The sequence below is a fragment of the Thiorhodococcus fuscus genome, from assembly GCF_042682685.1.
Lineage (GTDB): Bacteria > Pseudomonadota > Gammaproteobacteria > Chromatiales > Chromatiaceae > Imhoffiella > Imhoffiella fuscus.
Map to the genome: position 1 here is coordinate 79,011 of NZ_JBHUHX010000004.1, position 21,316 is coordinate 100,326.

Here is a 21,316-nt window from a genome sequence, read left to right on the forward strand (position 1 = left end):
GTCATTACAATGCATCGAATCGCCCCGGATCTTGAGTTCCTGCGTCGATTCCTTCTGGCGCCGCCGTTCGTGTCCGAGCCGCGCGGCCTTCCCATACCCTTAATCCCTCTATCTGCACGGAGACATACTCAGGTGCTGGAACGTTTCGTCGAACGTCTGCTCTACGGCAGCCGCTGGCTGTTGGCGCCCATCTATCTCGGACTGGCCCTGGTGCTGGTTGCGATTGGCGTCAAATTCTTTCAGGAGATCTACCACCTGCTCACCCATCTTCTGGAGATGACCGAGTCGAACATGGTGCTCCTCATTCTGGGGCTGATCGATCTGTCGCTGGTCGGGAGTCTGGTGGTGATGGTCATGTTCTCCGGGTACGAGAACTTCGTCTCCCAGATCGATATCGAGGAAGGGGACGACAAGCTAGCCTGGCTCGGCAAACTGGATGCCGGCACCCTGAAGCTGAAGCTGGCGGCCTCGATCGTGGCCATCTCGTCGATCCATCTGCTGCAGGAGTTCGTCAACATCCCCCATGTGCCGAGCGAGCAGCTCATGTGGTACGTCATCATTCACCTGACCTTCGTGGTCTCGGCGCTGCTGCTGGGGCTGCTGGACCGCATGTCGTTCGCCAGCCATCGCGACCACGGCAAGGATCATTGATCGGGGCTGGGGCCGAGTGTCTTCCACCCTTGGTCAGATCGTGATCCCTTGGGTGACGAGGCGGTCGCGGCCCGAATTCTTGGCTTGGTAAAGCGCCTTGTCGGCTGCCTGGAGCCAGTCGCTGGATGTGGGGCTCGCATTGAGTTCGGCGATGCCGATCGAGACGGTGATGCGCAGGGTTTCCTGCTCGTACTCGATTTCCATGTCGCGTACCACGTCCAGCAGACGCTCGGCGAGCTGGACCGCCGTTTTGGTTGTGGTGTCCTGCAACACGACGGCGAATTCCTCGCCGCCGTAGCGGGCGACGAAGTCCGTCTTGCGCGGAAAACTCTGTACGCAGCAGTTCGCGAGCCGTTTCAGCACCAGGTCTCCCGCCGGGTGTCCGAAGGTGTCGTTGATGCGTTTGAAGTGATCCGCGTCCACCATCATCAGGCAGGCCGGCTGTCCGGAGAGCTTGCAGAGTTCGAAGACGCGTTCGAGTTGGATATCGAACGCCTTGCGGTTGTAGAGCCGGGTTAGCGGATCCAGCTCCATCTCGCGCTGGGCGGCATCGAGTTCGCCGCGCATCTCCTGCAGCTTGCCGGTGAGCTCGCTGAGCAGTCCCTGATTGCGTCGGGCGCGTTCCTTGGCGATATCTGTGATGAGGTCGATGGCGTGCAACGCCGTCTCGCTCAGCGTCTCGATCGGGGCGTTATCCTCGATGGCGGTGCGCAGTTGTCCGATCGCCGAGAGGACCCGTGCCTGTTCCTCCTGATCCTCCGCCAGCACGCGCCCCAGGGTCTGGACGAAGTCACCCATGACCTGCCGCGTTCCGACAACCTGTCGGTTGACGTATGACTGCTCGTTGCGTCTGAGTCGCGAGACGAAGGCGTTCAATCCCGGCCAGTCGCGTCGCGCGGTGCGTTCGGGATCCCCATCCCCGCTCTCATCCTCTGGAGCGGGCTCCAGGCCGGGACGCGGGGTGGCCATGAGGATGTGACGCACCCAGCCATCGATCTGCTCGTTGATGCTGCTGGCCTTGATCTCGTCCAGATCGAAGGCGTACTGACCCCAGGTCTTGAGAACCGCAGCCAGCTGGTCCAGCGCGGTCCGTTCCATCACCGGCGCGGTTGGGGTCGCCTTCTGGCTTTTCTCGTTCGAGTCCTGGGTGGCCTCGGGTGATTCCGATGCGCTCTTGCCTCGCTTCCAGAATTTCGCCATCTCGCGTGCCACGGAAGAAGTGTCTTGGGAATCGCAAGACTAGCGGTTCTTGCCTTGTTCGACGAGCCTTGGAAACGAACAAATTGCCGGGACTGGATCGGCGGGGGTGTCGACACGTCCATGTGTCGCGGTCTTGGGCGCGGTTGAAGCGCCCAAGACCGTTTGGACTCAGCGCGTGGTATCGACATCCATGGGGATGTAGACCGGGCACCAGCGCAGATAGGCCGTTGCCAGCAGGGCGAATCCAATCAGGCCCCAGGCGTTGCCGGTGGAGAGGCCCCACAACAGGAATAGGATACCCGCGATCGCGCGGTACTTGCGGTCGTTGTCGCCGATGTTCTTGTTCATGTCGATGCTCCAGTCAGGCTCGATTCTTAATGATGGCCCGCTGGCTCGGTATGGCCGCAGGCCGACCTGGATCGGTTGCTTCGTTCTTCGTGACGCATGGTCACGAAGCTGCAACCATAAAACAAATAGGGTATCTGTGAAAAGCGGTCGCGCCACATTGGTGAGGTGGATGCCGCCAGGCCATTCAGCCGGTGTCGTCTGTTGTCTGTCCGCCGAACTGGGGCCGGGAGCGGCAGAGCGTCGCGTAGGCGGTCAATCCAAGGATTCCGCAGATGCCCATGCCGATCAGCAGCGGGGCCGACGTACCGTTGTGGGCGACGCTGACGAGCGTTCCCATGGCAGCTCCGGCGCCGAATCTGGCTGCGCCGGCGAAGGCCGAGGCGGTTCCCGCTGCCTTGGAAAAGAAGGCCATATAGCCCGCCATGGCGTTTCCGAGCACGATGCCGGTCATGCCCAGAAAGAGGACGGCCATCAGTGCGATCGCCCAGAGGGGCGGAGAGCCCGCCAGGAGGAGCGCGAAGGCCATCAGAGCGGATAGACTCTGTACGCTCAGGGCCCAGAGCAGCAGACGATCCGCGCCGAGTCGCTTCGCGAAACGTGCATTGAGCGCCGAGAACAGCATCCCCACGGCGACATTGGCGCCGAAGGCGAGCCCAAACCAGGTCGCTGGAAGTTGATGGAGCTCGATGTAGACATAGGGCGAGGTGACCACGAAGGTCATCATGCCGGCGAAGCTGCAAACCCCGGTCAGCAGATATCCCACAGCCGCCCGGTTGCGCATGATCCGCAGATAGTTGCGCAGGATCAGTCCGGTATCGAAGGTATGACGATGCTGAGGGTGGAGCGTCTCTCTGACCAGAGCGAAATAGAGCGCCGTCGCGATTAAGGCGATGGCGAATAGGGCCAGGAATACGATTCGCCAGGAGGCGAAACCGATGATCAGCGAGCCCAGGCTGGGTGCGACCAGTGGCGCCATCGCCATGACCAGCATCACGAGCGACATGACGCGGGCGTAATCGTCCTTCTCGTAGAGATCCCTGACCAGCGCGGGGACGGTCACCGCGACGGCCGCACCGCCGAGCGCCTGGAAGCCGCGTGCGATGAGTAGGACCTCGATTTGGGGCGCGAGCATGCAGGCGAGGTCGGCTGCGAGGAAGAGGAAGAGTCCGCCGCCGATGGTCGCGCGTCGGCCCAGCACGTCCGAGAGCGGCCCCAGGAAGAGATGCGCGCAGGCGAAGACGCCCAGATAGATGGTCACGCTGAGCTGTGCCACCTCGATGGAGGTGCCGAGATCTTTCGCGATCGCGGGCAGGCTCGGCAGATAGAGGTCGATCGCGAAGGGCGTCAGACCGGACAGAAGTGCGAGCACGATCAGGAGGCTGGGTCGGATCTGCATGGAGGGCTCGCTTTCGGGACTGACCACCGGTCCGACGCGGCCGTGGATCGAGCCGGCGCTGGCCGCAGGTGTGATAAGGGGTCGAGGCCAGTGGATCATAGCCTCCGTCTCATCGGCGCGAAAGGATGCTGGATGGGGGGCTGATGGATCCGTCGAGCACCTTCTCGGCTAAGGTGCCGATCGAGGGCCGCTCGGCGAAGATGTGGGATGCCTGATGGAGACCTCATCCGTACCGCAGGGGGTGACGCGCGGTCCGGATGAGGTGAGTGCGAGACCCGTTAGTATCGATTCTTAGCGGGTTGGATCGGGGTAGAAGAGCTCCCGCAGTCCGCTACGTTCGAACGGCTTCCACTCGCCCTCGGGTTGCGCCAGGCGGTCGGCGACGGCATAGAGCACGGTCGGATTGACTGCGAGGCCGAGATGGCTGGATTCGACCTCGATGTTTTCCGCCGACGCGCCCTGGTGCGTTTGGCTGCTGTTCCAGGGAACGATACCGTCGGTTCGGCTATAGATAGAGGTCGTGGGCACGGGGGGCGAGGTCTCCAAGGGGCCGCTGTTCTTGGGTAGGCCGATGTGGTCGCCGGTCAGGTCCTCGTAGGCATTCCATATCTCGGTTGGACTCGGGTGGCCGGCGAATGGCGAGCCCAGCGTGATGACCTGCCGTACCTGATCCGGGGCCAGCTTGGCAAGCTCCCGGGCGTAGAGCCCACCGAGGCTCCAGCCGATCAGGCTCACCTTGCGTCCGTAGCGTTTTTCCAGGGTGGTCAGTCGACGCAGACAGGCCGACATGACGCCCGCGCGCGGCCCCATATTGACTCCCAGTTCCCAGGGATGGGCCTCATAACCCATCTGGCTCAGGAAGGAGCGCAGTGGCTGGGTCGAGAAATCGCACCCGAGCAGTCTCGGCAGGACCAGAACCGGATGTCCGTCACCGTGTGGCGCCATCGTCAGTAACGGCTGGGTTGCGAGCAGTGCGCCGAACTCCCAGGTTGCGCGGCTTTCGAGTGCAAGGCGCCAGGGAGCGGTCGCTAGGTTCCAAAATTCGTCGAGGGCGGTGGGCGTGAGCTGAGCGGCGTGAGACAACGGGAACTCCTTAAGGGTGCTGTTTTGTGCGGATCGATCGATGCCTGAGCATCGGTTTGGGTGGATGGTTGATGCCGGTGTTGGTCGGCATTGCTTTCGGTGACGGCCGGGTGATGAGGCGGTTTCGTCGTTTGCATCGTCAGGCCCGGACTGGCGATCGCCGGCGGGTGATGGATACTCCAGGAAGATGTGCGATTATGCTCCCTTTACGTCCTTTTGTGCAGTCGCAGCAAAATGTCGATCCTGGGCGGACTCCGGACCTCCTCGGGAGGTATCCCGCGCTCGGCTGTCATGCGTCTGCCTTTTCGCGCCTCGCTGTGCGTGTCGTCCCGGATTATTGATCCATGAACCGAGATGCCTTGACCGAATGCCTCGAATGCGGGCTGTTGCAGCGCAATCCGGCACTTCCTCCGGGCGGGACGGCGGTGTGCGTGCGTTGCGGCAACGTGCTGCATCGCGATCGTCCCGACAGCCTCAATCGGACCCTGGCCCTGACGATCGCCGGCATCGTGCTCTTCGTCATCGCCAACGCCTTTCCCTTCCTCGCGTTCGAGATGCGCGGGCAGGAGACGCAGACGACGCTCATGACCGGCGTCATGGATCTCTGGCGGGGCGGAAATGTCTTCATCGCCTCGGTCGTTTTCTTCACCAGTGTCCTTGCACCCGGGTTGCAACTGGTCCTTTTGCTCATGGTGCTGGTGCCGCTCATGCTGGAGCGCGTGCCGCCCTGGCTCCCGAGACTGTTTCGCTGGGTGCGCACGCTCACGCCCTGGGGCATGATGGATGTCTTCATGGTCGGGATCTTGGTCTCGGTGGTGAAACTGTCGGAGATGGCGACCATGGTGCCCGGGGCCGCACTGTTCGCCTTCGGGGCGCTCATCCTGGTCCTGGCGGGTGCCCAGTCGGCGCTGGATCCGGATCAGGTCTGGTCGCGCGTGCCGTTGGCGCAGGGGGGGGCTAAACCGCCCTGTGCGGGCGATGGTCACCTGACATGCGACGTCTGCGAGCTGGTGATGTCTCGCGAATCGGCTCTATGGGACGGAGGTCATCTGCGCTGTCCGCGCTGCACCGATGTGCTGCACGCCCGCAAGCCGAACAGCTTGCAGCATACCTGGGCGCTGGTCGTGGCGGCGATCGCCTTCTATATCCCGGCCAATCTGCTGCCCATCATGACGGTGACCTCGCTCGGGCAGAGCCAGTCGGATACCATCTTGAGCGGGGTCATCTTTCTCTTCGAGAATGGGATGTGGCCCCTGGCCGTCATCGTCTTCATCGCCAGCATCTTCGTCCCGATCCTGAAGCTCCTGATCCTCCTGTCGCTACTGCTCTCGGTGCAATTCGGCTGGCGCTGGAGTCCACGCGAACGGACCCGGCTCTACCGGATCACCGAGGCGATCGGGCGTTGGTCGATGGTCGATATCTACGTGGTCACCATCCTGGTCGCGCTGGTGCGTCTCGGGAATCTGGCCTCGGTCCAAGCCGAAGCAGGGGCCGTTTATTTCTGTGCCGTGGTCATGCTGACGATGCTCGCGGCGATGTCATTCGATTCCAGGTTGATCTGGGACGGTTTGGAGCGAAAGCATGTCTGAGACCCAGGGCGGTCGAAGCGCGACGAATGAAGACGGGGCGGGCGCCGACGCCATGCCGCAGGCGGTTGTCAGGCCGGCCAGCCGTCTGTCTCTGGTCTGGCTGATCCCCTTGATCGCTGTGGCGGTCGGCGCCTGGCTGGCGGTCAAGACGCTGAGCGAGCGGGGACCGACGGTCACCATCGAGTTCAAGACCGCGTCCGGGTTGTCGGCCGGGCAGACCAAGGTCAAGTTCAAGGACGTGGATGTCGGTCAGGTCACGGCGATCGACGTGGGGGCGGATCTCAAGACGGTGATCGTGACCGCAGAGCTCAAACATGGCTTCGCCGAACATCTGAGCGAGAACACCCGTTTCTGGGTCGAGCGCCCAAGGGTCAGCGCGAGCGGGATCTCGGGTCTGGATACCCTCTTGTCCGGCGTCTTCATCGCCATGGATCCTGGCGAGAAGGGGCGTGACCGACGCCGCTTCAAGGGCTTGGAGGAGCCGCCGCTGTTCAGCACCGCCGAGCCCGGCACCCAGTTCGTGCTGCGTTCGCCCACCCTCGGATCGCTCAACATCGGTTCGCCCGTCTATTACCGTCAGATTCAGGTCGGACAGGTCGTTGGCTACTCGCTCGATGCGGACGGACGCGCGGTGAGCATCGAGGTCTTCGTGTCCTCGCCCCACGATGCGCTGGTGTCCGGCGATACCCGCTTCTGGAACGCCAGCGGAATCGATTTCTCCATGTCGGGCGCCGGATTCAGTTTCGACACCCAGTCGCTGCTTTCGATCGTGATCGGTGGCATCGGATTCGACACTCCAGAGACCATCGGTTCGGCGGCCTCTGGCAGTCCCGTGCCGGAGAATTTCCCGCTCTATGCGAGCCGCGAGGCGGCCCATGCCAAAACCTATTCGCGCAAAGAGCGGTATCTGCTGTTCTTCGAGGGCTCGGTACGCGGACTTGTCATCGGCGCACCCGTTTTGCTCAAGGGGATCGACATCGGCAAGGTGTTGGATATCCAACTGCAGTACAGCGTCGAGAATCTGGCCTTTCAGATTCCGGTGCTGGTCGAGGTGGAGCCGGATCGCATTGCGATCCGAGGCGATTCGACCGAGCTGGAGGGCGTCAATCTGGTCGATCGCCTGGTGTCGGGCGGTCTGCGGGGTCAGCTCAAATTCGACAGCCTGCTGACCGGCGATCTCTACGTGGACCTCGATGTCTATCCCGACGCCCCCGCCGCGACGGTGGCCAAGTACGGCGGTTACGACGTGATTCCGACCATTCCGACGCCGCTGGAGGCCCTGACCACCAAGATCACGGACATCCTCGGCAAGCTGGACGCGATTCCGCTCGATCAGATCGGTCGCGATCTCGCCTCCGCCGCGTCTGGTGCCAACGCGCTGGTGAACTCGCCCGAACTCAAACAGACGCTCGACGAACTGCAGGGCACGCTGAAACAGGTGCGCGGGACGGCGGAGCAGCTCAATCTCAAGATCGCGCCCGAACTCGCGAAGACCTTGGAAGAGGGGACGCGTGCGCTGGAGCGGGCCGGGTCGATGCTCTCGACGACCTCGTCCTTCCATTCGGACATGCAGCGCATGTTCCAGGAGGTCTCATCGGCCGCGCGCTCGGTGCGGCTCATGGCCGACTATTTGGAGCGGCATCCGGATGCATTGTTGAAAGGCAAGGGGAGGTGAGGATGAGGCGCTGTCTTTGGGCTGGATGGATGTCGACCGGTTGTCTCGCGGTCCTGCTGCTGCTCGGCTGCGCGAGTACCCCGCCGTCGAGCTTCTATACGTTGACCTCGCTGTCGCCCGACACCGTCGGCGGCAAGGTGGTCCCTGGGGCTGAATTGAGCGTGGGGCTCGGCCCCGTTTCCTTTCCGGTGTTTCTCGATCGCCCGCAGATCGTGGCGCGCGAGGGCGGTAATCGTCTCACGATCGACGAATTCCACCGCTGGGGTGGAACCCTGCAGGACGATTTCCTGCGCGTCTGGAGCGAAAACCTGGCCCTGTTGCTCGGAACCAGTCGCATCCTGGTGTTTCCGAGCGATATCCGCTATCCGCTCGATTTTCGGGTCGCCGCCGAGGTGCTGGCGTTCGAGGGCACCCAGGGCGGCGACGCCGTGCTGAAGGTGCGCTGGTTCGTCCTCGACCCCAATCTCGACCGGGTGCTTCTGGTGCGGGAGGCGCTCTATCGGCGCCCCTGGGATAGCTCGGGCGATCCCGGCGCATCGATCGCGGCGCTGAGCGGTGCCTTGGCCGACTTCAGCCGGGATGTGGCAGCGGCGCTGCGTACGCGGCCGCGACCCGTCGATCCGGTCCAGGATCAGGCGCGATAGCCGATCCGGCATCCGCCCCAGTGACGACCCTGGACATAGACCGGCGCCGAGATGTCGTGGACGATCTCGCCGGTGTCGCGGCGATAGGTCTGGATCAGGAATGACAGCTCGTGTGCGCCGCACTGTCGCCCGACAGGGTCGTCGAAGATGCGCTTGGTGCGGTTGTGGATCAAGTCGACGGCCGGATCGCCGGTCAGCGGCTGTGCGAAGCGTCGGTTGTGGGTCGGCACATATCCCTTGCGGTCGCAGCCGATGACGTAGACGAGCGCCGAATCGCGATCCAGGATGGGTTCCTGGATCGGGGGGAAGAGCGTGTCCGTCAGGCTGTCGAAGCCGGTGGTGAACTTTTTCGGCTCGGTATTGGGGATCGGCGTGTAGCTGGGCTCGAAGAGTGCGTGCTCTTCGATATGCCCTTGGCTCAGTGCCTGTTCGAGCGCCTTGCCGAGCGCGGCGGCGGCTTGCTGGACGATGTCGGGCATCCGTTTATGGATGGCGATGGCCTCGGTGCCCGTATCGCCCAACTTGAAGACCTTGCTGATCTCGTGGAGATTCACGGCCAGACTCTCCAGCTCTTGCGCCTCCTGCAGGGTTTCGGCCGCGCCGGATGCGTTGCGTTCGACCATCGACATGATCTCGTGGACCGCTCCGACCACCTGCTCGCTCTCGCGTCCTTGCTCGGCGATGACGGAGGCGATCTCGTCGACGCGCTCCATGGTTTCCTGTGCGCCTTGATTGATGTGGTCGAGCGAATCCGCCGCCTGGCGGGCCAGAGTCGCGCCGCTGTGTGCCTGCTCGCTGCCCTGACGGATCGAGGCGATTGCGGTTTGGGTCTCCTGCTGGATGGCGGCGATCATGGAGGCGATCTCGCTGGTCGATGTCGCGGTGCGCTCGGCGAGGCTTCTCACCTCGTCCGCGACCACGGCGAATCCGCGCCCCTGCTCGCCGGCTCGGGCCGCCTCGATCGCGGCGTTGAGCGCGAGCAGGTTGGTCTGCTCGGCGATCTCGCGGATGACGCTCACGATTCCGCCGATCGCCTGGGAGCGCTCGCCGAGCGCGGCGATCACCTGGGCGGATCCCTCCACGGAGCGTGCGATGCGCTCGATCTCGTTGGATGCCTCGGCGGCGGTACGGGTTCCCTCCTGTGAGAGGTCGTGGGCATTCTGGGCGTTCTCCGCAGTTCGGCTTGCGTGCTCGGCGGCCGCATTGACGCTTGTGGTCATGCGCTCGATCCGCTCGACCAGAGCGCCCGAGGTCTCGCGCTGGGCGTTGGATCCGTCGGCGACGGCGCGGGCATGCTGGGCGAGTGCGTCCGCCGTCGCCGCGACCCGTTCGGCGTCGAAGATGACCTTGCCTATGATGCCCTGAAAGCTCTCGATCAGGGCGTTGAAGAGCAAGGCCGAGCGGGCTGCGGGCCCCTTGATCTCGGGTGCGCGGCGCGACAGATCCCCGTCCGCATGCATATGCGACAGGGTGCTTTCGAGTCCGTGCAGTGCCTGGCCCAGGGTCTTCTTGAGCAGCCATGTGGTGATCGAGGCGATCGCGACACCGAGCGTCAGATGCGATGCAAGACTCGGATAGAGTCCTTCTCCCCCGAGGGTTGCCGCCAAAAACCCACCTGCGCCCGCGAGGGCGCCGACCAACGTTCCGATTAACCAATAGCCCATAGTGTTTGCCTCATCGCCCTGGGGCAACGTTTCCTTGAATCTTGACGTGGGTTTGGAGTCCGCCGATCGATCGACGTCTGCTGGCCGTTCAGCGAGGCCGTCGTCGGATTATTCGCAGATTCCCGCTTTCTCGTGCCGTGTTTATTTTGAATCTGTGATGGGGTCCTCGTCACGCCATAGGGGGCGGAATCCGCTTGTGTCGTTCGACTGGCATCCGGCGTGTCGCATGTCGTGACTGATAATGGTGCGCGCTCGGTGCCTCTGTGATCCATGATGGTGCTTTTTCGGAGTGCCTGGGTCGCGCCACTGGTGCTTTGGAATAGTGCGGTCAGGGGCCGGAAGTCATCGACTCATGGTCCATCATCGCAGACCGAGTCGCGCCCAACTCATTCATGCTAGGGACGGTTGTCACCTGTTTGGTGCATGTATGCGTCATCGTGTCAGGTTTCGGAGCACGGAAATTGCGCTCCCCGATGATAATTGGCCTGATACCTGCTTATGGCATGCACCAAAATTGTTCGCATGAGAGTTGACGATGGAGTCACTGCAGGCAGGTACAGACGTCTTGTTCATTCTAGTCGGCGCCGTGATGGTGCTGGCTATGCACGCTGGGTTTGCGTTCCTCGAGGTCGGGACGGTTCGCGCCAAGAATCAGGTCAACGCGCTCTCGAAAATCATGAGCGACTTCGCGATCTCGACCATAGCCTATTTTTTCGTCGGATATAGCTTGGCGTACGGGGTCGACTTCTTTTCGGATGCGGCCGTGCTGCAGGATAAGAGTGGCTACGCGTTGGTGAAGTTCTTCTTCCTGCTGACCTTCGCGGCGGCCATTCCGGCGATCATCTCGGGAGGGATCGCTGAACGTGCGCGCTTCTATCCCCAATTGCTCGCCTCCTTTCTGATCGTCGGATTCCTCTATCCGACGTTCGAGGGCATGACCTGGAACGGCAATCTGGGGATGCAGGCACTGATCGAGCGGCTGTTCGGCGCCCCCTTCCATGATTTCGCCGGCTCGGTAGTGGTGCATGCGGTCGGTGGCTGGATCGCGCTTGCCGCCGTCCTCCTGCTTGGGCCAAGGATCGGGCGCTACCGTAAGGACGGCGGCATAACGGCCCATCCGCCGTCCTCCATTCCCTTTCTGTCGCTCGGCGCCTGGACCCTAACCGTGGGCTGGTTCGGATTCAACGTGATGTCGGCGCAGACCGTTGGGGCTGTCAATGGGCTGGTTGCGGTCAATTCGTTGATGGCCATGGTGGGCGGGATCCTGGCGGCGATGGTCGCTGGCAAGAACGACCCTGGCTTCCTGCATAACGGACCGCTTGCCGGACTGGTGGCCGTGTGCGCGGGCTCGGACCTGATGCATCCGATCGGCGCCTTGATCACCGGAGCGATTGCGGGTGGTCTCTTCGTCTACGCCTTTACCTTGACCCAGAACAGGTGGCGTATCGATGACGTGCTGGGCGTTTGGCCGCTGCACGGTCTCTGTGGGCTTTGGGGAGGCATCGCCGCTGGCATTTTCGGGCTCAAGGCGCTCGGCGGCGTCGGTGGCGTGAGCTTCCTTGCTCAGCTCACCGGCAGTCTGATCGGCGTCGTTCTGGCCTTCGTCGGTGGCGGGCTGGTCTATGGCCTTATCAAGATATCGATCGGGATGCGTCTGAGCGAGGAGGAGGAGTACAACGGCGCCGATCTCAGTATCCACAAGATCACCGCGCAGCCCGATTACAATCGCGGTGAGGTTTGATCCTAAACGCAGCCTGTCGGTTTCGGCAGGCCGCCCCATTTGCAGATCAGCTTCATGGGGCCTTTCTTGAAGATGTCGTAGAGATCCTTGGTGGAGACCTTCTGCTTCTTGGCGAAGATGCGAATGGGCGGAACCACGCCATTCTCTTCGTACATGGAGCGTGCCTCGCGAATGAAGGTCATCACCTGATCGGTCATCTCGAAGTCGTCGGCCTTGGCGAGCTCGATCGCGATCTCTTCGCTCCAGTCGTCGCGGTCGAGCAGGAATCCTTCATTGTCCAGGGGCACGGCTAGCGCTGCGTTCATGTCTTCTCGCCTCGTCGGTTGTTCGGTTTCTGTGTGCGAAACAATCTGGAGGCGAGAAAAAACATGTCAAGCCGGTTGGTTATTGGGGGCGATGCGACGACTCGATCGACTCCAGTACCCCGTCCCAGAAGCGGATACGGGCGCAGATCGCCTCTTCGGCTGCTGTTTCCGCCTCTTCGATGCGCTCGGGATCGTCGGCGCAGAGTCGTTCCAGCAGCTTCATCGACAGGGGGCCGTGGAAGTCCTGGTCGAGATGGATGTGTCGGTTCAGATAGGCATGGAAGGTCGGGGCCTGTTCGGGGGTGATCCCCATGCGCTCTAGGAAGCGTCGAAACATCTCCGGGATCAGATTCTCTCGCCCGAGCGCGAGCGCAGCCGCCGCCATATGCGGCTTGTCCGCGCGGATGAAGCCGAATGTCGTTTCGCTGAAATAGCGCGCCGGGCTGGGGACCTGATCCGAATAGAGCGCCTTGTCCACGCCCAGTGCGGCGACCTCGTCGAGAAAGCGTCGCGGCATCTCGGCATCCGCGCCAATCTCACGCATGGCCTGGCAGTAGAACTCGAAATGGCTGGCGTAATGGAGTTCGCCGTCGGGAAGCGGGATGGCATCCGACTCCTCCTCCAGTACCAGTTGATTGATGAAATATCGCAGGTCGGGATCCTCGGTCGGTATCCAGGGTACCCGGACCGGGGCGATGGAGGATTGGAGGTATTTGATTAGGGACATAAAGTCCCAGACCGAGAAGACATGATGGTGCATGAAGATTCGCAGGTCCTCAACGCGCTCGATCGCCCCGTAGATCGCATGATTGGCGAGTTGATCCTGCAGGGGGCGCAAATGCTCAAGGTCGAGTGATGCCATGTTCGTGTCCTCGTTATTTAAGCGTTTCAGCGGATGCTGAACCAATGATACTCAAGGTCCCTCGAATCGGTCAGTTCTGGTGCGTCGGCCGTTCGAGTCGGTGCGATCTCATTGGAGGTCGAAACGAATCGGAACCTGGAGTGCCCAGGTTCTGCGGTTCAGTTCGGTCGGAATCGGCTTGAAGCGCCCGAGCCGGCGCATGGCGTCGAGTGCGGCCCGGTCGATCGATGGATGCCCGGAACTTTTGACGATACGGATCTGACCGATGTGTCCGTTTGCCTGAATGACGAAGGCCAGGGTCGTCGTCCCCGTTTGCTGACGGCGTCTGGCACTGGCTGGATAGCGTTGCTGGCGCGAGATCGCACGTTGAAGCGCGGACAGATAGGTGCGCTCGGATGCCTGTTGGCGTGCCTTCGACACCCCTGGGGATGTGCCGCTGCCTTTGCCATTTCCGTCCGCCGAGCCTTGGGCGCGCGATCCGCTGCCCCTCGTATCGCCGTGATCGGGTGTGCGCTTGGTCTTTGCCGGCGCCGGATTATTTGTGGGGGACGCGGCTTTTCGCACCTTCGGCTTCGGGGTTGGCTTGGGCGGTCGTTTCGTCGTCTTGTTGGCCGTCTTGGCCTCTGGCGCCTTGTCGTGGTGTGGTTTCGTGCTCCGGCGTTCCGTGTTGGGTTCCAGAGGGCGGGGCGTCGGGGTGGGTTTAGGCTGAAGCTTGGGCGCGACCGTTGGCGCCACTGGGATCGGGGGAGGTGGTGGCTCGGGGTGGTCAGCGCTCGAATCCGTTGGCTCCGTCTCCGTCTCCGGCTCCGGCTCGGTTTTGCTTGGTGGCGTCTCGTCGCGTGCGGTTGCTGGTGACGGCTGGGTGCCGGGCGTTTCGGTTGTCGCCGGGGCATCTGCCGCTGCGGGTTCGGGGTTACCGAACATGCCAAGCTCGATCGGGACGGTTGTCTCACCTTGGTGTGGCGGATCGGCTGGCGTGCCGAGTCGCAAGAGCGCGGCGGCCCCGGCCGCGTGCAGCACTGCGGAGCATGCGATTCCGGCCCAGATGCAGCGTCGGCAGCGCTGGATTCGGCTCATGACTTGCGAGTCAGGATGGTCAGGCGCTCCAGCTTGCGGGTCTTGAGCTGATCGACGACGGCGACGAAGCGTTCGAAACGGGTCGCTGCGTCGACGCGCAGAACGATGGGAGTCGATGTCTCCAGGCCGTCCAATGCCGTGGCGAGCCGTTCCTCGGTGACGGGCTCCGCGTCCAGGTAGAAGGCGCCATCGGCGTCGATCGCGATCTCGACCGAGTGCGGGGGAGGCGTGTCGGGTTGGCTCGTCGACGTGGGTAGCCGGATCTCCAGGCGCCCCTCGCTGATGAAGGTCGCCGTCGTCAGCACGATGGCGAGCAGCACCAGCATGATGTCGATGAAAGGCAGGACATTGATCTGATCGATGCGTTTCATGGACGCTTCACCCTGCGCCAGCGCACCTTGAGCGATTCGGTTCGCCGCAGCAGTGCGTTGTAGAAGACGAGCGATGGGATGGCGACGACCAGGCCCAGCGCGGTGGCCTTGAGCGCCAGGGCCAGCCCCATCATCATGGTGGCGGTCTCGATCTCGCCCGTGCGACCGATATCGTAGAAGGCGATGAGAATGCCCAGTACGGTGCCGAGCAGTCCGATATAGGGCGCGTTGGCTCCGATGGTGGCGATGGTGGTGAGGTTGCGGGTGAGTGCCAGTTCCAGATCCTCCGCGTCATCGAATGCGGCCAGGTCTACACGGGCGAAATAGAGCAATCGTTCGATGACGAATGCGATCATGACGAAACTCATCAGCCCCAAGAGGCCCATCACCCCCAGGTCCAGATTGGACTTCAGGAACTCCACGCGAATCTCTCCTCGGTCGATGCCGTTCGTTTTTTGTTTATTGTGAATCCGGCTGCTTTATTGGCATTCTTGGACCAATCGATCCCTGTTCCGCACCCACTGCAGTATGCACTCTACCCGATCCTCTTCAATCTGGGGCGCATCGACTCAGTGCGGCGTCGAGGCGCACTTGGGGTGGGTCTGGGCGTGTCGGATGCGACGGTCGATGGTTCGGGGGCAGGTGCAAGGTGCGTCCGTGCCGCGCTGAACGGGCTATCTGAATGCTTGGCCAGTCTCCGACCTGGAAGCGGATTGAATCCGTCAGGCGCTCGTGCTGGTTGGTGGAAGCACGCGCTCGGGGCCTATCGGTGTAGACTCGGTCAGTGCAGCCGCTGTCCGCTGCAACAGCGTTCGAAATAGTGCTGCATGACCTGTCGAATCTGGTCGGGGTAGTCCAGTGCCTCCATCTGTCCCATGCCCTCGCGAAAGAAGTCGGGCGCCTCGTCGCCAAGATGCTCGACGACGTCCTCGAAGGCTGTCTCCATCAGGGCGGTTTGATAGCTGCGGGTGGCGACGATGGCGCGGTTGAGGATGAGGATGCGCCACGGCTGTGTCGTGGCTGGCTCGGGCTCAAGACGCATCCCTTCCATGAGTTCCGTCATGAGGCCGAACAGCTCGGTCAACTCCTCGGGATCCTTCGCTTGATTGGCGAGAATGGCGGCGGCATTGATCGCGGGTTCGGGACGAATCAGCTCGGTGCCGTGCCGAATCATCCAGCAACTGAAGGTTAGGGCGAGTTGGTCGAGTACGCGCACCGATTGCGGTAGCCCCAGTCGTCTGGCGAGGTCCGACAGATCATGGAGCAGATCGAGACCATGATCGAGCAGCGCCTCCGGCTCCGAGCCTGTGAGTGTCCTTAGCGCCTGCGCCGAGGCGGTTGGCGTGGGCCGTTCCGCAGTCCGCAGGATGTCGAGCAGTCGGTCGAGTCCGTTCAGCAGGACCTGTGGGGTCGGTTCCGGTCGGGGGGCGGTCTCCTCGAAGAGGCGCTGGATCTCCTCGCCCTGCTCGGATATTTGGTCTGCGATGTAACTGATATCGATCGGTGGCAGCATAGCGGTCGGTCATCCCTCGATGAGATCGGCGGGCGAGTCACGCACCCTAATGGTGCGTTTCGGACCTTGCATCTCGCAAGGATAGCAACCAGATTGGTCTTCGTCTTGCTTATCGGCATCACGCGATGTCGCGCCTTCAGTTAAACTATGCCGATGACCGCGATTCCCGATTTACATACCCACTCCACCGCTTCCGACGGCACCCTGTCGCCGACGGATCTGGTCGCGCGCGCGGCCTCGGCTGGTGTGACGGTTTTGGCGCTCACCGATCACGACACCACGTCCGGTCTGGGCGAGGCGCGCCAGGAGGCGCATGCCCAAGGGATCAGGCTCGTATCGGGGGTCGAGGTCTCGGTGACCTGGGGCGACCGGACGATCCATGTCGTCGGATTGGGGGTCGATCCTGAGAATGCCGTTTTGCAGCAAGGTCTTGCGGGTTTGCTCGAATACCGTGGCTGGCGTGCTGAGGAGATCGGACGCCGCCTCGCCAAGCAGGGCATCGAAGGTGCCTACGAAGGGGCTCGGGCACTGTCGAATGGGACCCTGATCGGTCGCACCCACTTCGCTCGGTTCTTGGTGAGTCGCCGTCTCGCTAAAGACACGGCCGATGTCTTCAAGCACTTTCTCACCACGGGCAAGCCCGGATATGTGGCGGGCCGCTGGGCCAGTTTGGAGGCCGCTGTCGGTTGGATTCGCGAGGCGGGTGGACAGGCGGTCGTCGCCCATCCGGCGCGCTATGGTCTGACCCGGACTCGGGTGCAGCGTCTGCTCGGCGAGTTTCGCGAGCACGGCGGTGTCGGCGTCGAGGTGGTCACCGGCACCCATTCGCGCGATGACGCCTTCACCTTTGCTCGACATGCCCGCGAGCAGCGTCTGCTTGCCTCGGCGGGCTCGGACTATCACGGCCCCATCTATCCCTGGCTCGAACTCGGGCGTTTGCCGTCGCTTCCCGAGGGCTGCACCCCCATCTGGCATGACTGGCCCGAGATGGCGAGCGAGACCGTCGCCCATCGGGTCGCCGCTGTCTGACCCTTTACTTCACGTCAACCCATGGCCCAATTCTTTCAGATTCATCCCGAGAATCCGCAGCCCCGGCTGATCCGTCGCGCGGTCGAAATCCTTTTGGAGGGTGGCGTCATCGTCTACCCAACCGACTCCTCCTACGCGCTGGGTTGTCAGATCGGGGAGAAATCGGCGATGGAGCGTATCCGGCGTATCCGCCGGGTCGACGACAAGCATTATTTCACCCTGGTATGCCGTGACCTCTCCGAGATCACTACCTATGCCAAGGTCGACAACCAGGCGTTTCGATTGCTCAAGACGCTCACGCCTGGGCCCTATACCTTCATCCACGAGGCGACCAAGCAGGTGCCGCGCCGTTTGCAGCATCCCAAGCGCAAGGCGATCGGACTGCGGGTGCCGGACAACCCGATCTGCCGCGCGCTTCTGAGTGAGCTGGATCAGCCGATTTTGAGCACCACGCTGATCTTGCCGGACGACGATCTGCCGATGACGGATCCCTACGAGATGCGCGAGGTCTTGGACAAGCATCTGGAGTTGGTGATCGACGGCGGTTTCTGCGGCCTGGAGCCGACCACCGTGATCGATATGATCGCCGATCCGCCCGCATTGATTCGCCGCGGTAAGGGCGATGCCACTCTGATCGAGGAATGATGAACGCACTCAATCATTTGCAGCTTCTGGCCGTGCTCGCCGTCCCCGTCCTCTTCGCCATCACGGTGCACGAGGCGGCACACGGCTGGGTTGCCAATCGCCTGGGCGATCGCACGGCCTTCATGCTTGGGCGCGTTACGTTCAATCCGCTGCGTCATGTGGATCCGATCGGGACCATTCTGGTGCCGACGGTCACCTTCCTGCTCGCTGGTTTCCTCTTTGGCTGGGCCAAGCCGGTCCCGGTCAATTGGCGCAATCTCGGCCATCCGCGCCGGGATATGGCGCTGGTCGCGGTCGCAGGTCCCGGGGCGAATCTGCTGATGGCATTGGCCTGGGGGCTGGCGATCCAGCTCGGACTGGTGCTGATGCCGTTCAGTCAGTGGATTGCCTTGCCGCTGATCTATACGGGGGCCTCCGGTGTTCTGATCAATGTCTTTCTCATGGTGTTGAATCTTTTTCCGTTGCTGCCGCTCGACGGCGGACGGATACTGAACGCGCTTCTGCCTCCTCGGATTGCCTACTATTTCTCGCGACTCGAGCCCTTTGGGCTCATCGTCCTCCTGGCCTTGCTCGCGACCGGATTGCTGGGGGCCATACTAATGCCTCTGGCGGTCCTGGCGATCGACCTGCTGCCGGGCTCGGAGATCGTGAAGGAACTGTTTCTTGCCTGAGGTCTTTCCGGCCTGAATGCGTTCGGGTCCGAACTCTTTCCAGCTCTGACGCGAGGACGTCCATCCTTGACTTCCGTTTCTACTCAAAATTCGCGCGTGCTATCCGGCATGCGTCCCACAGGCCGTCTGCATCTCGGACACTATCATGGTGTGCTGAAGAACTGGCTCGAACTCCAGCATGAGTACGAGTGCTTCTTCTTCGTTGCCGATTGGCATGCGCTGACGACCCATTACGAGGATCCCTCGATCATCCCGGGCAGTACCCGCGAGATGGTCATCGATTGGCTGGCGGCCGGCATCAATCCGGGCTCGGCGACGCTCTTCGTTCAATCGCAGGTCCCCGAGCACGCCGAGCTGCATCTGCTGCTGTCGATGATCACCCCCGTCGGCTGGTTGGAGCGTGTGCCGACCTACAAGGATCAGCAGGAAAAGCTCAAGGAGCACGATCTTTCGACCTACGGCTTCCTGGGTTATCCGCTGCTGCAGAGCGCCGACATCCTCATCTACAAGGCTGGTCGGGTTCCGGTTGGCGAGGATCAGATCGCGCACGTCGAATTGACTCGCGAGGTGGCGCGTCGCTTCAACCACGTCTACGGTCGCGAGCCCGACTTCGAGGTCAAGGCCGAAGAGGCCAAGAAGAAGATGGGCAAGAAGAACGCCAAGCTGTTCGACTCGCTCAAGCGGCGCTATCAGGAACAGGGCGATCAGGAGGCGCTGGGTGTGGCGCGCGCCCTGCTCGAAGGTCAGGGCAATATCACCATGGCCGACCGCGAGCGTCTGCTCGGCTATCTGGAGGGGGGCGGGCGCGTGATTCTGCCCGAGCCTCAGGCGCTGCTGACCAAGGCGTCCAAAATGCCTGGGCTCGACGGCCAGAAGATGTCCAAGTCCTACGCCAACACCATCGCCCTGCGCGATTCGCCGGCCGAGGTGGAGAAATCGCTGCGGACCATGCCGACCGATCCCGCGCGGGTGCGCCTTACCGATCCAGGCGACCCGGAGAAGTGCCCGGTGTGGCAGTTCCATCAGGTCTATTCCAACGACGAGGTGCGCGCCTGGGTCCAGGAGGGCTGTCGCTCGGCCGGAATCGGTTGTTTGGAATGCAAACAGCCGGTGATCGACGGCGTGCTGGCGGAGCTCCTGCCGATGCAGCAGCGCGCCCACGAATACGAGGCGCAGCCGGACCTGGTGCGTAGCGTCCTCAACGAGGGCTGCGAGAAGGCCCGTGACGTGGCGCGCGAAACCATCGACGAGGTGCGTCACGCCATGTCGCTGGTGATGGCCTGAGTCGTGACGGCGGACCCGGCCGAACGCTAGGGCGTCTGAACGCATCCGAGTCCGCAGGAATGGAGCGCAGGGAAGAGGAGCGAGAGCATCCAGCCTCGGAAGAGGCTGGAGCGATGGCGTTGGAGTCCCCACCCACGGGGCTCCAGCAGGAGATGCCGTTCGCAGTCGTGCAGGGGGCGCCGTTCATGACGCTACCGCAGGATCTCTACATTCCGCCGGATGCGCTGGAGGTGTTTCTCGACGCCTTCGAGGGACCGCTCGACCTCCTGCTCTATCTCATCAAGCGCCAGAATCTGGATATCCTAGACATACCGGTCGCCGCGATTACGGATCAGTACATGGAGTACGTGGAGTTGATGCAGGAGCTGCGTCTGGAGCTGGCGGCCGAGTATCTGGTGATGGCCGCCATGCTGGCCGAGATCAAATCGCGCATGCTGTTGCCTCGCATCGAGTCCGAGGACGAGGAGGGCGCGGACCCGCGCGCGGAACTCATCCGTCGGCTCTTGGAGTACGAGCGCTTCAAGCAGGCCGCCGAGGACCTCGACGCCCTGCCGCGACTGGAGCGGGACCTCTTCATCGTGCACGCCGGGGTTCCGCCTGGTTTCATCCAGCGTCAGCCGCCCGATGTGGATCTGCGCGAGTTGCTGGTAGCGTTGCGTGGCGTGCTCGCCCGGGCCCAGCTCTTTACCAGCCACCGGGTCGAAAAGGAGTCGCTCTCGTTGCGCGAGCGCATGTCGCAGGTGATGGAGCGGTTGCGCGGTCGCGGTTTCGTCGACTTCGCGGCCTTGTTCGATTTCGCCGAAGGGCGGGCCGGTGTCGTGGTCACCTTTCTCGCCACGCTGGAGCTGACCAAGTCGAGCGTGCTGGAACTGGTCCAGTCCGAGCCTTTCTCGCCGATCCATGTCCGTTTGCGTGAGTCCAACGATCAGGAAACCGATGACATCGCCGTCGCTTAAGCTCATCGTCGAGGCAGCGCTGATCGCTGCGGGCGGTCCGCTGACGCTCGATCAGATCCTGGCGCTCTTCTCCGAGGAGGAGCGGCCCGAGCGCGGTCGGGTGATGGATGTCATCCGCGAACTGGAGCGCGATTACACCGATCGCGGGGTCGAGATCGCCGAGGTCGCCGGCGGATTCCGCGTCCAGGTTCGCTCTCAGGTCGCGCCCTGGGTGGCGCGGCTGTGGGACGAGAAGGCGCCGCGCTATTCGCGCGCCCTATTGGAGACCCTGTCGCTGATCGCCTATCGCCAGCCGATCACCCGCGGCGAGATCGAGGAGATTCGTGGCGTCGCGGTGAGCACCAACATCATCAAGACGCTGACCGAACGCGAATGGGTCAGGGTGGTTGGGCACCGCGACGTGCCGGGAAGGCCGGCGCTCTATGCGACCACGCGCAAGTTTCTCGACTATTTCGGGCTGCGCTCGCTCAACGATCTGCCGCCATTGTCGGAGATCCGCGATCCAGAGGCGCTGTTCGACCGGGAATTGCCGCTGGACGACCCGCCCGAGACAGGCGCTCGGTCCATCACCGAGCTCGAATCCTGAGCGCGATGTCTGGCGCTCTCCCGGAA

Annotated in this window: 22 protein-coding genes; 11 read left to right on the plus strand and 11 right to left on the minus strand. The window is 62.8% G+C overall.

Going from position 1 to position 21,316, the window contains the following annotated elements:
* Positions 1-132 precede the first annotated feature (132 nt).
* A complete protein-coding gene (locus ACFSJC_RS02000) occupies positions 133-651 on the plus strand; it encodes a TIGR00645 family protein (RefSeq protein ID WP_465324565.1) in 519 nt (172 codons plus the stop codon).
* 33 nt (positions 652-684) lie between these two features.
* Here the strand turns inward: ACFSJC_RS02000 and ACFSJC_RS02005 are convergent, their stop codons facing one another.
* The 4 genes from ACFSJC_RS02005 to ACFSJC_RS02020 all read right to left on the minus strand — a co-directional run bounded on the left by ACFSJC_RS02005 (position 685) and on the right by ACFSJC_RS02020 (position 4,678).
* Positions 685-1,851, minus strand: a complete 1,167-nt coding sequence (locus ACFSJC_RS02005; protein WP_386022455.1) for a GGDEF domain-containing protein — start codon at positions 1,849-1,851, stop codon at positions 685-687.
* A gap of 168 nt (positions 1,852-2,019) precedes the next feature.
* Positions 2,020-2,199, minus strand: coding sequence for a YgaP family membrane protein (locus tag ACFSJC_RS02010; RefSeq protein ID WP_386022458.1), 180 nt, complete (start codon positions 2,197-2,199; stop codon positions 2,020-2,022).
* Between the two features lie 184 nt (positions 2,200-2,383).
* The gene (locus ACFSJC_RS02015; RefSeq protein ID WP_386022461.1) at positions 2,384-3,595 is read right to left on the minus strand and encodes a Bcr/CflA family multidrug efflux MFS transporter; all 1,212 of its coding nucleotides are present in this window, start codon (positions 3,593-3,595) and stop codon (positions 2,384-2,386) included.
* A 291-nt stretch (positions 3,596-3,886) separates the two neighbouring features.
* Positions 3,887-4,678: an alpha/beta fold hydrolase gene (locus ACFSJC_RS02020; RefSeq protein ID WP_386022464.1), complete on the minus strand. Its 792-nt coding sequence runs from the start codon at positions 4,676-4,678 to the stop codon at positions 3,887-3,889.
* Between the two features lie 344 nt (positions 4,679-5,022).
* Here ACFSJC_RS02020 and ACFSJC_RS02025 point away from each other — a divergent pair, with 344 nt between their 5' ends.
* The 3 genes from ACFSJC_RS02025 to ACFSJC_RS02035 are packed head-to-tail and all read left to right on the plus strand — an operon-like array spanning position 5,023 to position 8,586.
* On the plus strand, positions 5,023-6,267 hold the full coding sequence (locus tag ACFSJC_RS02025; protein WP_386022467.1) for a paraquat-inducible protein A: 1,245 nt from the start codon (positions 5,023-5,025) through the stop codon (positions 6,265-6,267).
* On the plus strand, positions 6,260-7,942 hold the full coding sequence (locus ACFSJC_RS02030; RefSeq protein WP_386022469.1) for a PqiB family protein: 1,683 nt from the start codon (positions 6,260-6,262) through the stop codon (positions 7,940-7,942). The genes ACFSJC_RS02025 and ACFSJC_RS02030 overlap by 8 nt, the downstream gene beginning before the upstream one ends.
* A gap of 29 nt (positions 7,943-7,971) precedes the next feature.
* The gene (locus ACFSJC_RS02035) at positions 7,972-8,586 is read left to right on the plus strand and encodes a PqiC family protein (RefSeq protein ID WP_386022472.1); all 615 of its coding nucleotides are present in this window, start codon (positions 7,972-7,974) and stop codon (positions 8,584-8,586) included.
* Here ACFSJC_RS02035 and ACFSJC_RS02040 read toward each other — a convergent pair.
* Positions 8,574-10,250 carry a methyl-accepting chemotaxis protein gene (locus ACFSJC_RS02040; RefSeq protein ID WP_386022474.1) on the minus strand — a complete coding sequence of 559 codons (1,677 nt, stop codon included), beginning with the start codon at positions 10,248-10,250 and terminating at the stop codon, positions 8,574-8,576. The genes ACFSJC_RS02035 and ACFSJC_RS02040 overlap by 13 nt on opposite strands.
* 535 nt (positions 10,251-10,785) lie before the next feature.
* On the opposite strand from ACFSJC_RS02040, the gene ACFSJC_RS02045 reads away from it, so the two are divergent.
* A complete protein-coding gene (locus tag ACFSJC_RS02045; RefSeq protein WP_386022477.1) occupies positions 10,786-11,991 on the plus strand; it encodes an ammonium transporter in 1,206 nt (401 codons plus the stop codon).
* Between the two features lie 2 nt (positions 11,992-11,993).
* Here the strand turns inward: ACFSJC_RS02045 and ACFSJC_RS02050 are convergent, their stop codons facing one another.
* The 6 genes from ACFSJC_RS02050 to ACFSJC_RS02075 form a co-directional block, all read right to left on the minus strand.
* Entirely contained in the window at positions 11,994-12,296 is a 303-nt protein-coding gene (locus ACFSJC_RS02050; protein WP_386022480.1) for a TusE/DsrC/DsvC family sulfur relay protein, read from the minus strand.
* A gap of 79 nt (positions 12,297-12,375) precedes the next feature.
* On the minus strand, positions 12,376-13,158 hold the full coding sequence (locus ACFSJC_RS02055) for a DUF3050 domain-containing protein (RefSeq protein ID WP_386022483.1): 783 nt from the start codon (positions 13,156-13,158) through the stop codon (positions 12,376-12,378).
* Between the two features lie 108 nt (positions 13,159-13,266).
* On the minus strand, positions 13,267-14,235 hold the full coding sequence (locus ACFSJC_RS02060) for an energy transducer TonB (RefSeq protein ID WP_386022485.1): 969 nt from the start codon (positions 14,233-14,235) through the stop codon (positions 13,267-13,269).
* A complete protein-coding gene (locus ACFSJC_RS02065; RefSeq protein ID WP_386022487.1) occupies positions 14,232-14,606 on the minus strand; it encodes a biopolymer transporter ExbD in 375 nt (124 codons plus the stop codon). Before ACFSJC_RS02065 ends, ACFSJC_RS02060 begins: the two co-directional genes overlap by 4 nt.
* Positions 14,603-15,028 carry a TonB-system energizer ExbB gene (gene exbB, locus ACFSJC_RS02070; RefSeq protein ID WP_386022490.1) on the minus strand — a complete coding sequence of 142 codons (426 nt, stop codon included), beginning with the start codon at positions 15,026-15,028 and terminating at the stop codon, positions 14,603-14,605. The genes ACFSJC_RS02065 and exbB overlap by 4 nt, the downstream gene beginning before the upstream one ends.
* 359 nt (positions 15,029-15,387) lie before the next feature.
* The gene (locus ACFSJC_RS02075) at positions 15,388-16,119 is read right to left on the minus strand and encodes a hypothetical protein (RefSeq protein ID WP_386022493.1); all 732 of its coding nucleotides are present in this window, start codon (positions 16,117-16,119) and stop codon (positions 15,388-15,390) included.
* A 153-nt stretch (positions 16,120-16,272) separates the two neighbouring features.
* On the opposite strand from ACFSJC_RS02075, the gene ACFSJC_RS02080 reads away from it, so the two are divergent.
* The 6 genes from ACFSJC_RS02080 to scpB all read left to right on the plus strand — a co-directional run bounded on the left by ACFSJC_RS02080 (position 16,273) and on the right by scpB (position 21,290).
* Complete coding sequence (locus ACFSJC_RS02080; RefSeq protein ID WP_386022496.1) at positions 16,273-17,148, plus strand: PHP domain-containing protein; 876 nt, start codon at positions 16,273-16,275, stop codon at positions 17,146-17,148.
* A 21-nt stretch (positions 17,149-17,169) separates the two neighbouring features.
* Positions 17,170-17,793 carry an L-threonylcarbamoyladenylate synthase gene (locus tag ACFSJC_RS02085; RefSeq protein WP_386022498.1) on the plus strand — a complete coding sequence of 208 codons (624 nt, stop codon included), beginning with the start codon at positions 17,170-17,172 and terminating at the stop codon, positions 17,791-17,793.
* Positions 17,793-18,464 carry a site-2 protease family protein gene (locus ACFSJC_RS02090; protein ID WP_386022500.1) on the plus strand — a complete coding sequence of 224 codons (672 nt, stop codon included), beginning with the start codon at positions 17,793-17,795 and terminating at the stop codon, positions 18,462-18,464. Before ACFSJC_RS02085 ends, ACFSJC_RS02090 begins: the two co-directional genes overlap by 1 nt.
* Before the next feature lie 66 nt (positions 18,465-18,530).
* Positions 18,531-19,748 (plus strand): tryptophan--tRNA ligase, encoded by a 1,218-nt coding sequence (locus tag ACFSJC_RS02095; protein ID WP_386022503.1) that lies wholly within the window; start codon positions 18,531-18,533, stop codon positions 19,746-19,748.
* Between the two features lie 113 nt (positions 19,749-19,861).
* Positions 19,862-20,704, plus strand: coding sequence for a segregation and condensation protein A (locus ACFSJC_RS02100; protein ID WP_386022925.1), 843 nt, complete (start codon positions 19,862-19,864; stop codon positions 20,702-20,704).
* On the plus strand, positions 20,685-21,290 hold the full coding sequence (gene scpB / locus ACFSJC_RS02105) for an SMC-Scp complex subunit ScpB (protein WP_386022506.1): 606 nt from the start codon (positions 20,685-20,687) through the stop codon (positions 21,288-21,290). Before ACFSJC_RS02100 ends, scpB begins: the two co-directional genes overlap by 20 nt.
* The last annotated feature ends 26 nt before the right edge of the window (positions 21,291-21,316 follow it).

Bases quoted from the DNA above. Each gene is read 5' to 3' on its own strand.
- ACFSJC_RS02005 (WP_386022455.1), bottom strand. From the start codon at position 1,851: ATGGCGAAATTCTGGAAGCGAGGCAAGAGCGCATCGGAATCACCCGAG.
- ACFSJC_RS02055 (WP_386022483.1), bottom strand. From the start codon at position 13,158: ATGGCATCACTCGACCTTGAGCATTTGCGCCCCCTGCAGGATCAACTC.
- ACFSJC_RS02010 (WP_386022458.1), bottom strand. From the start codon at position 2,199: ATGAACAAGAACATCGGCGACAACGACCGCAAGTACCGCGCGATCGCG.
- ACFSJC_RS02030 (WP_386022469.1), top strand. From the start codon at position 6,260: ATGTCTGAGACCCAGGGCGGTCGAAGCGCGACGAATGAAGACGGGGCG.
- ACFSJC_RS02090 (WP_386022500.1), top strand. From the start codon at position 17,793: ATGAACGCACTCAATCATTTGCAGCTTCTGGCCGTGCTCGCCGTCCCC.
- scpB (WP_386022506.1), top strand. From the start codon at position 20,685: ATGACATCGCCGTCGCTTAAGCTCATCGTCGAGGCAGCGCTGATCGCT.
- ACFSJC_RS02100 (WP_386022925.1), top strand. From the start codon at position 19,862: ATGGCGTTGGAGTCCCCACCCACGGGGCTCCAGCAGGAGATGCCGTTC.
- ACFSJC_RS02065 (WP_386022487.1), bottom strand. From the start codon at position 14,606: ATGAAACGCATCGATCAGATCAATGTCCTGCCTTTCATCGACATCATG.
- ACFSJC_RS02060 (WP_386022485.1), bottom strand. From the start codon at position 14,235: ATGAGCCGAATCCAGCGCTGCCGACGCTGCATCTGGGCCGGAATCGCA.
- ACFSJC_RS02025 (WP_386022467.1), top strand. From the start codon at position 5,023: ATGAACCGAGATGCCTTGACCGAATGCCTCGAATGCGGGCTGTTGCAG.
- ACFSJC_RS02050 (WP_386022480.1), bottom strand. From the start codon at position 12,296: ATGAACGCAGCGCTAGCCGTGCCCCTGGACAATGAAGGATTCCTGCTC.
- ACFSJC_RS02040 (WP_386022474.1), bottom strand. From the start codon at position 10,250: ATGGGCTATTGGTTAATCGGAACGTTGGTCGGCGCCCTCGCGGGCGCA.
- ACFSJC_RS02075 (WP_386022493.1), bottom strand. From the start codon at position 16,119: ATGCTGCCACCGATCGATATCAGTTACATCGCAGACCAAATATCCGAG.
- ACFSJC_RS02015 (WP_386022461.1), bottom strand. From the start codon at position 3,595: ATGCAGATCCGACCCAGCCTCCTGATCGTGCTCGCACTTCTGTCCGGT.
- ACFSJC_RS02085 (WP_386022498.1), top strand. From the start codon at position 17,170: ATGGCCCAATTCTTTCAGATTCATCCCGAGAATCCGCAGCCCCGGCTG.
- ACFSJC_RS02035 (WP_386022472.1), top strand. From the start codon at position 7,972: ATGTCGACCGGTTGTCTCGCGGTCCTGCTGCTGCTCGGCTGCGCGAGT.
- ACFSJC_RS02080 (WP_386022496.1), top strand. From the start codon at position 16,273: ATGACCGCGATTCCCGATTTACATACCCACTCCACCGCTTCCGACGGC.
- ACFSJC_RS02045 (WP_386022477.1), top strand. From the start codon at position 10,786: ATGGAGTCACTGCAGGCAGGTACAGACGTCTTGTTCATTCTAGTCGGC.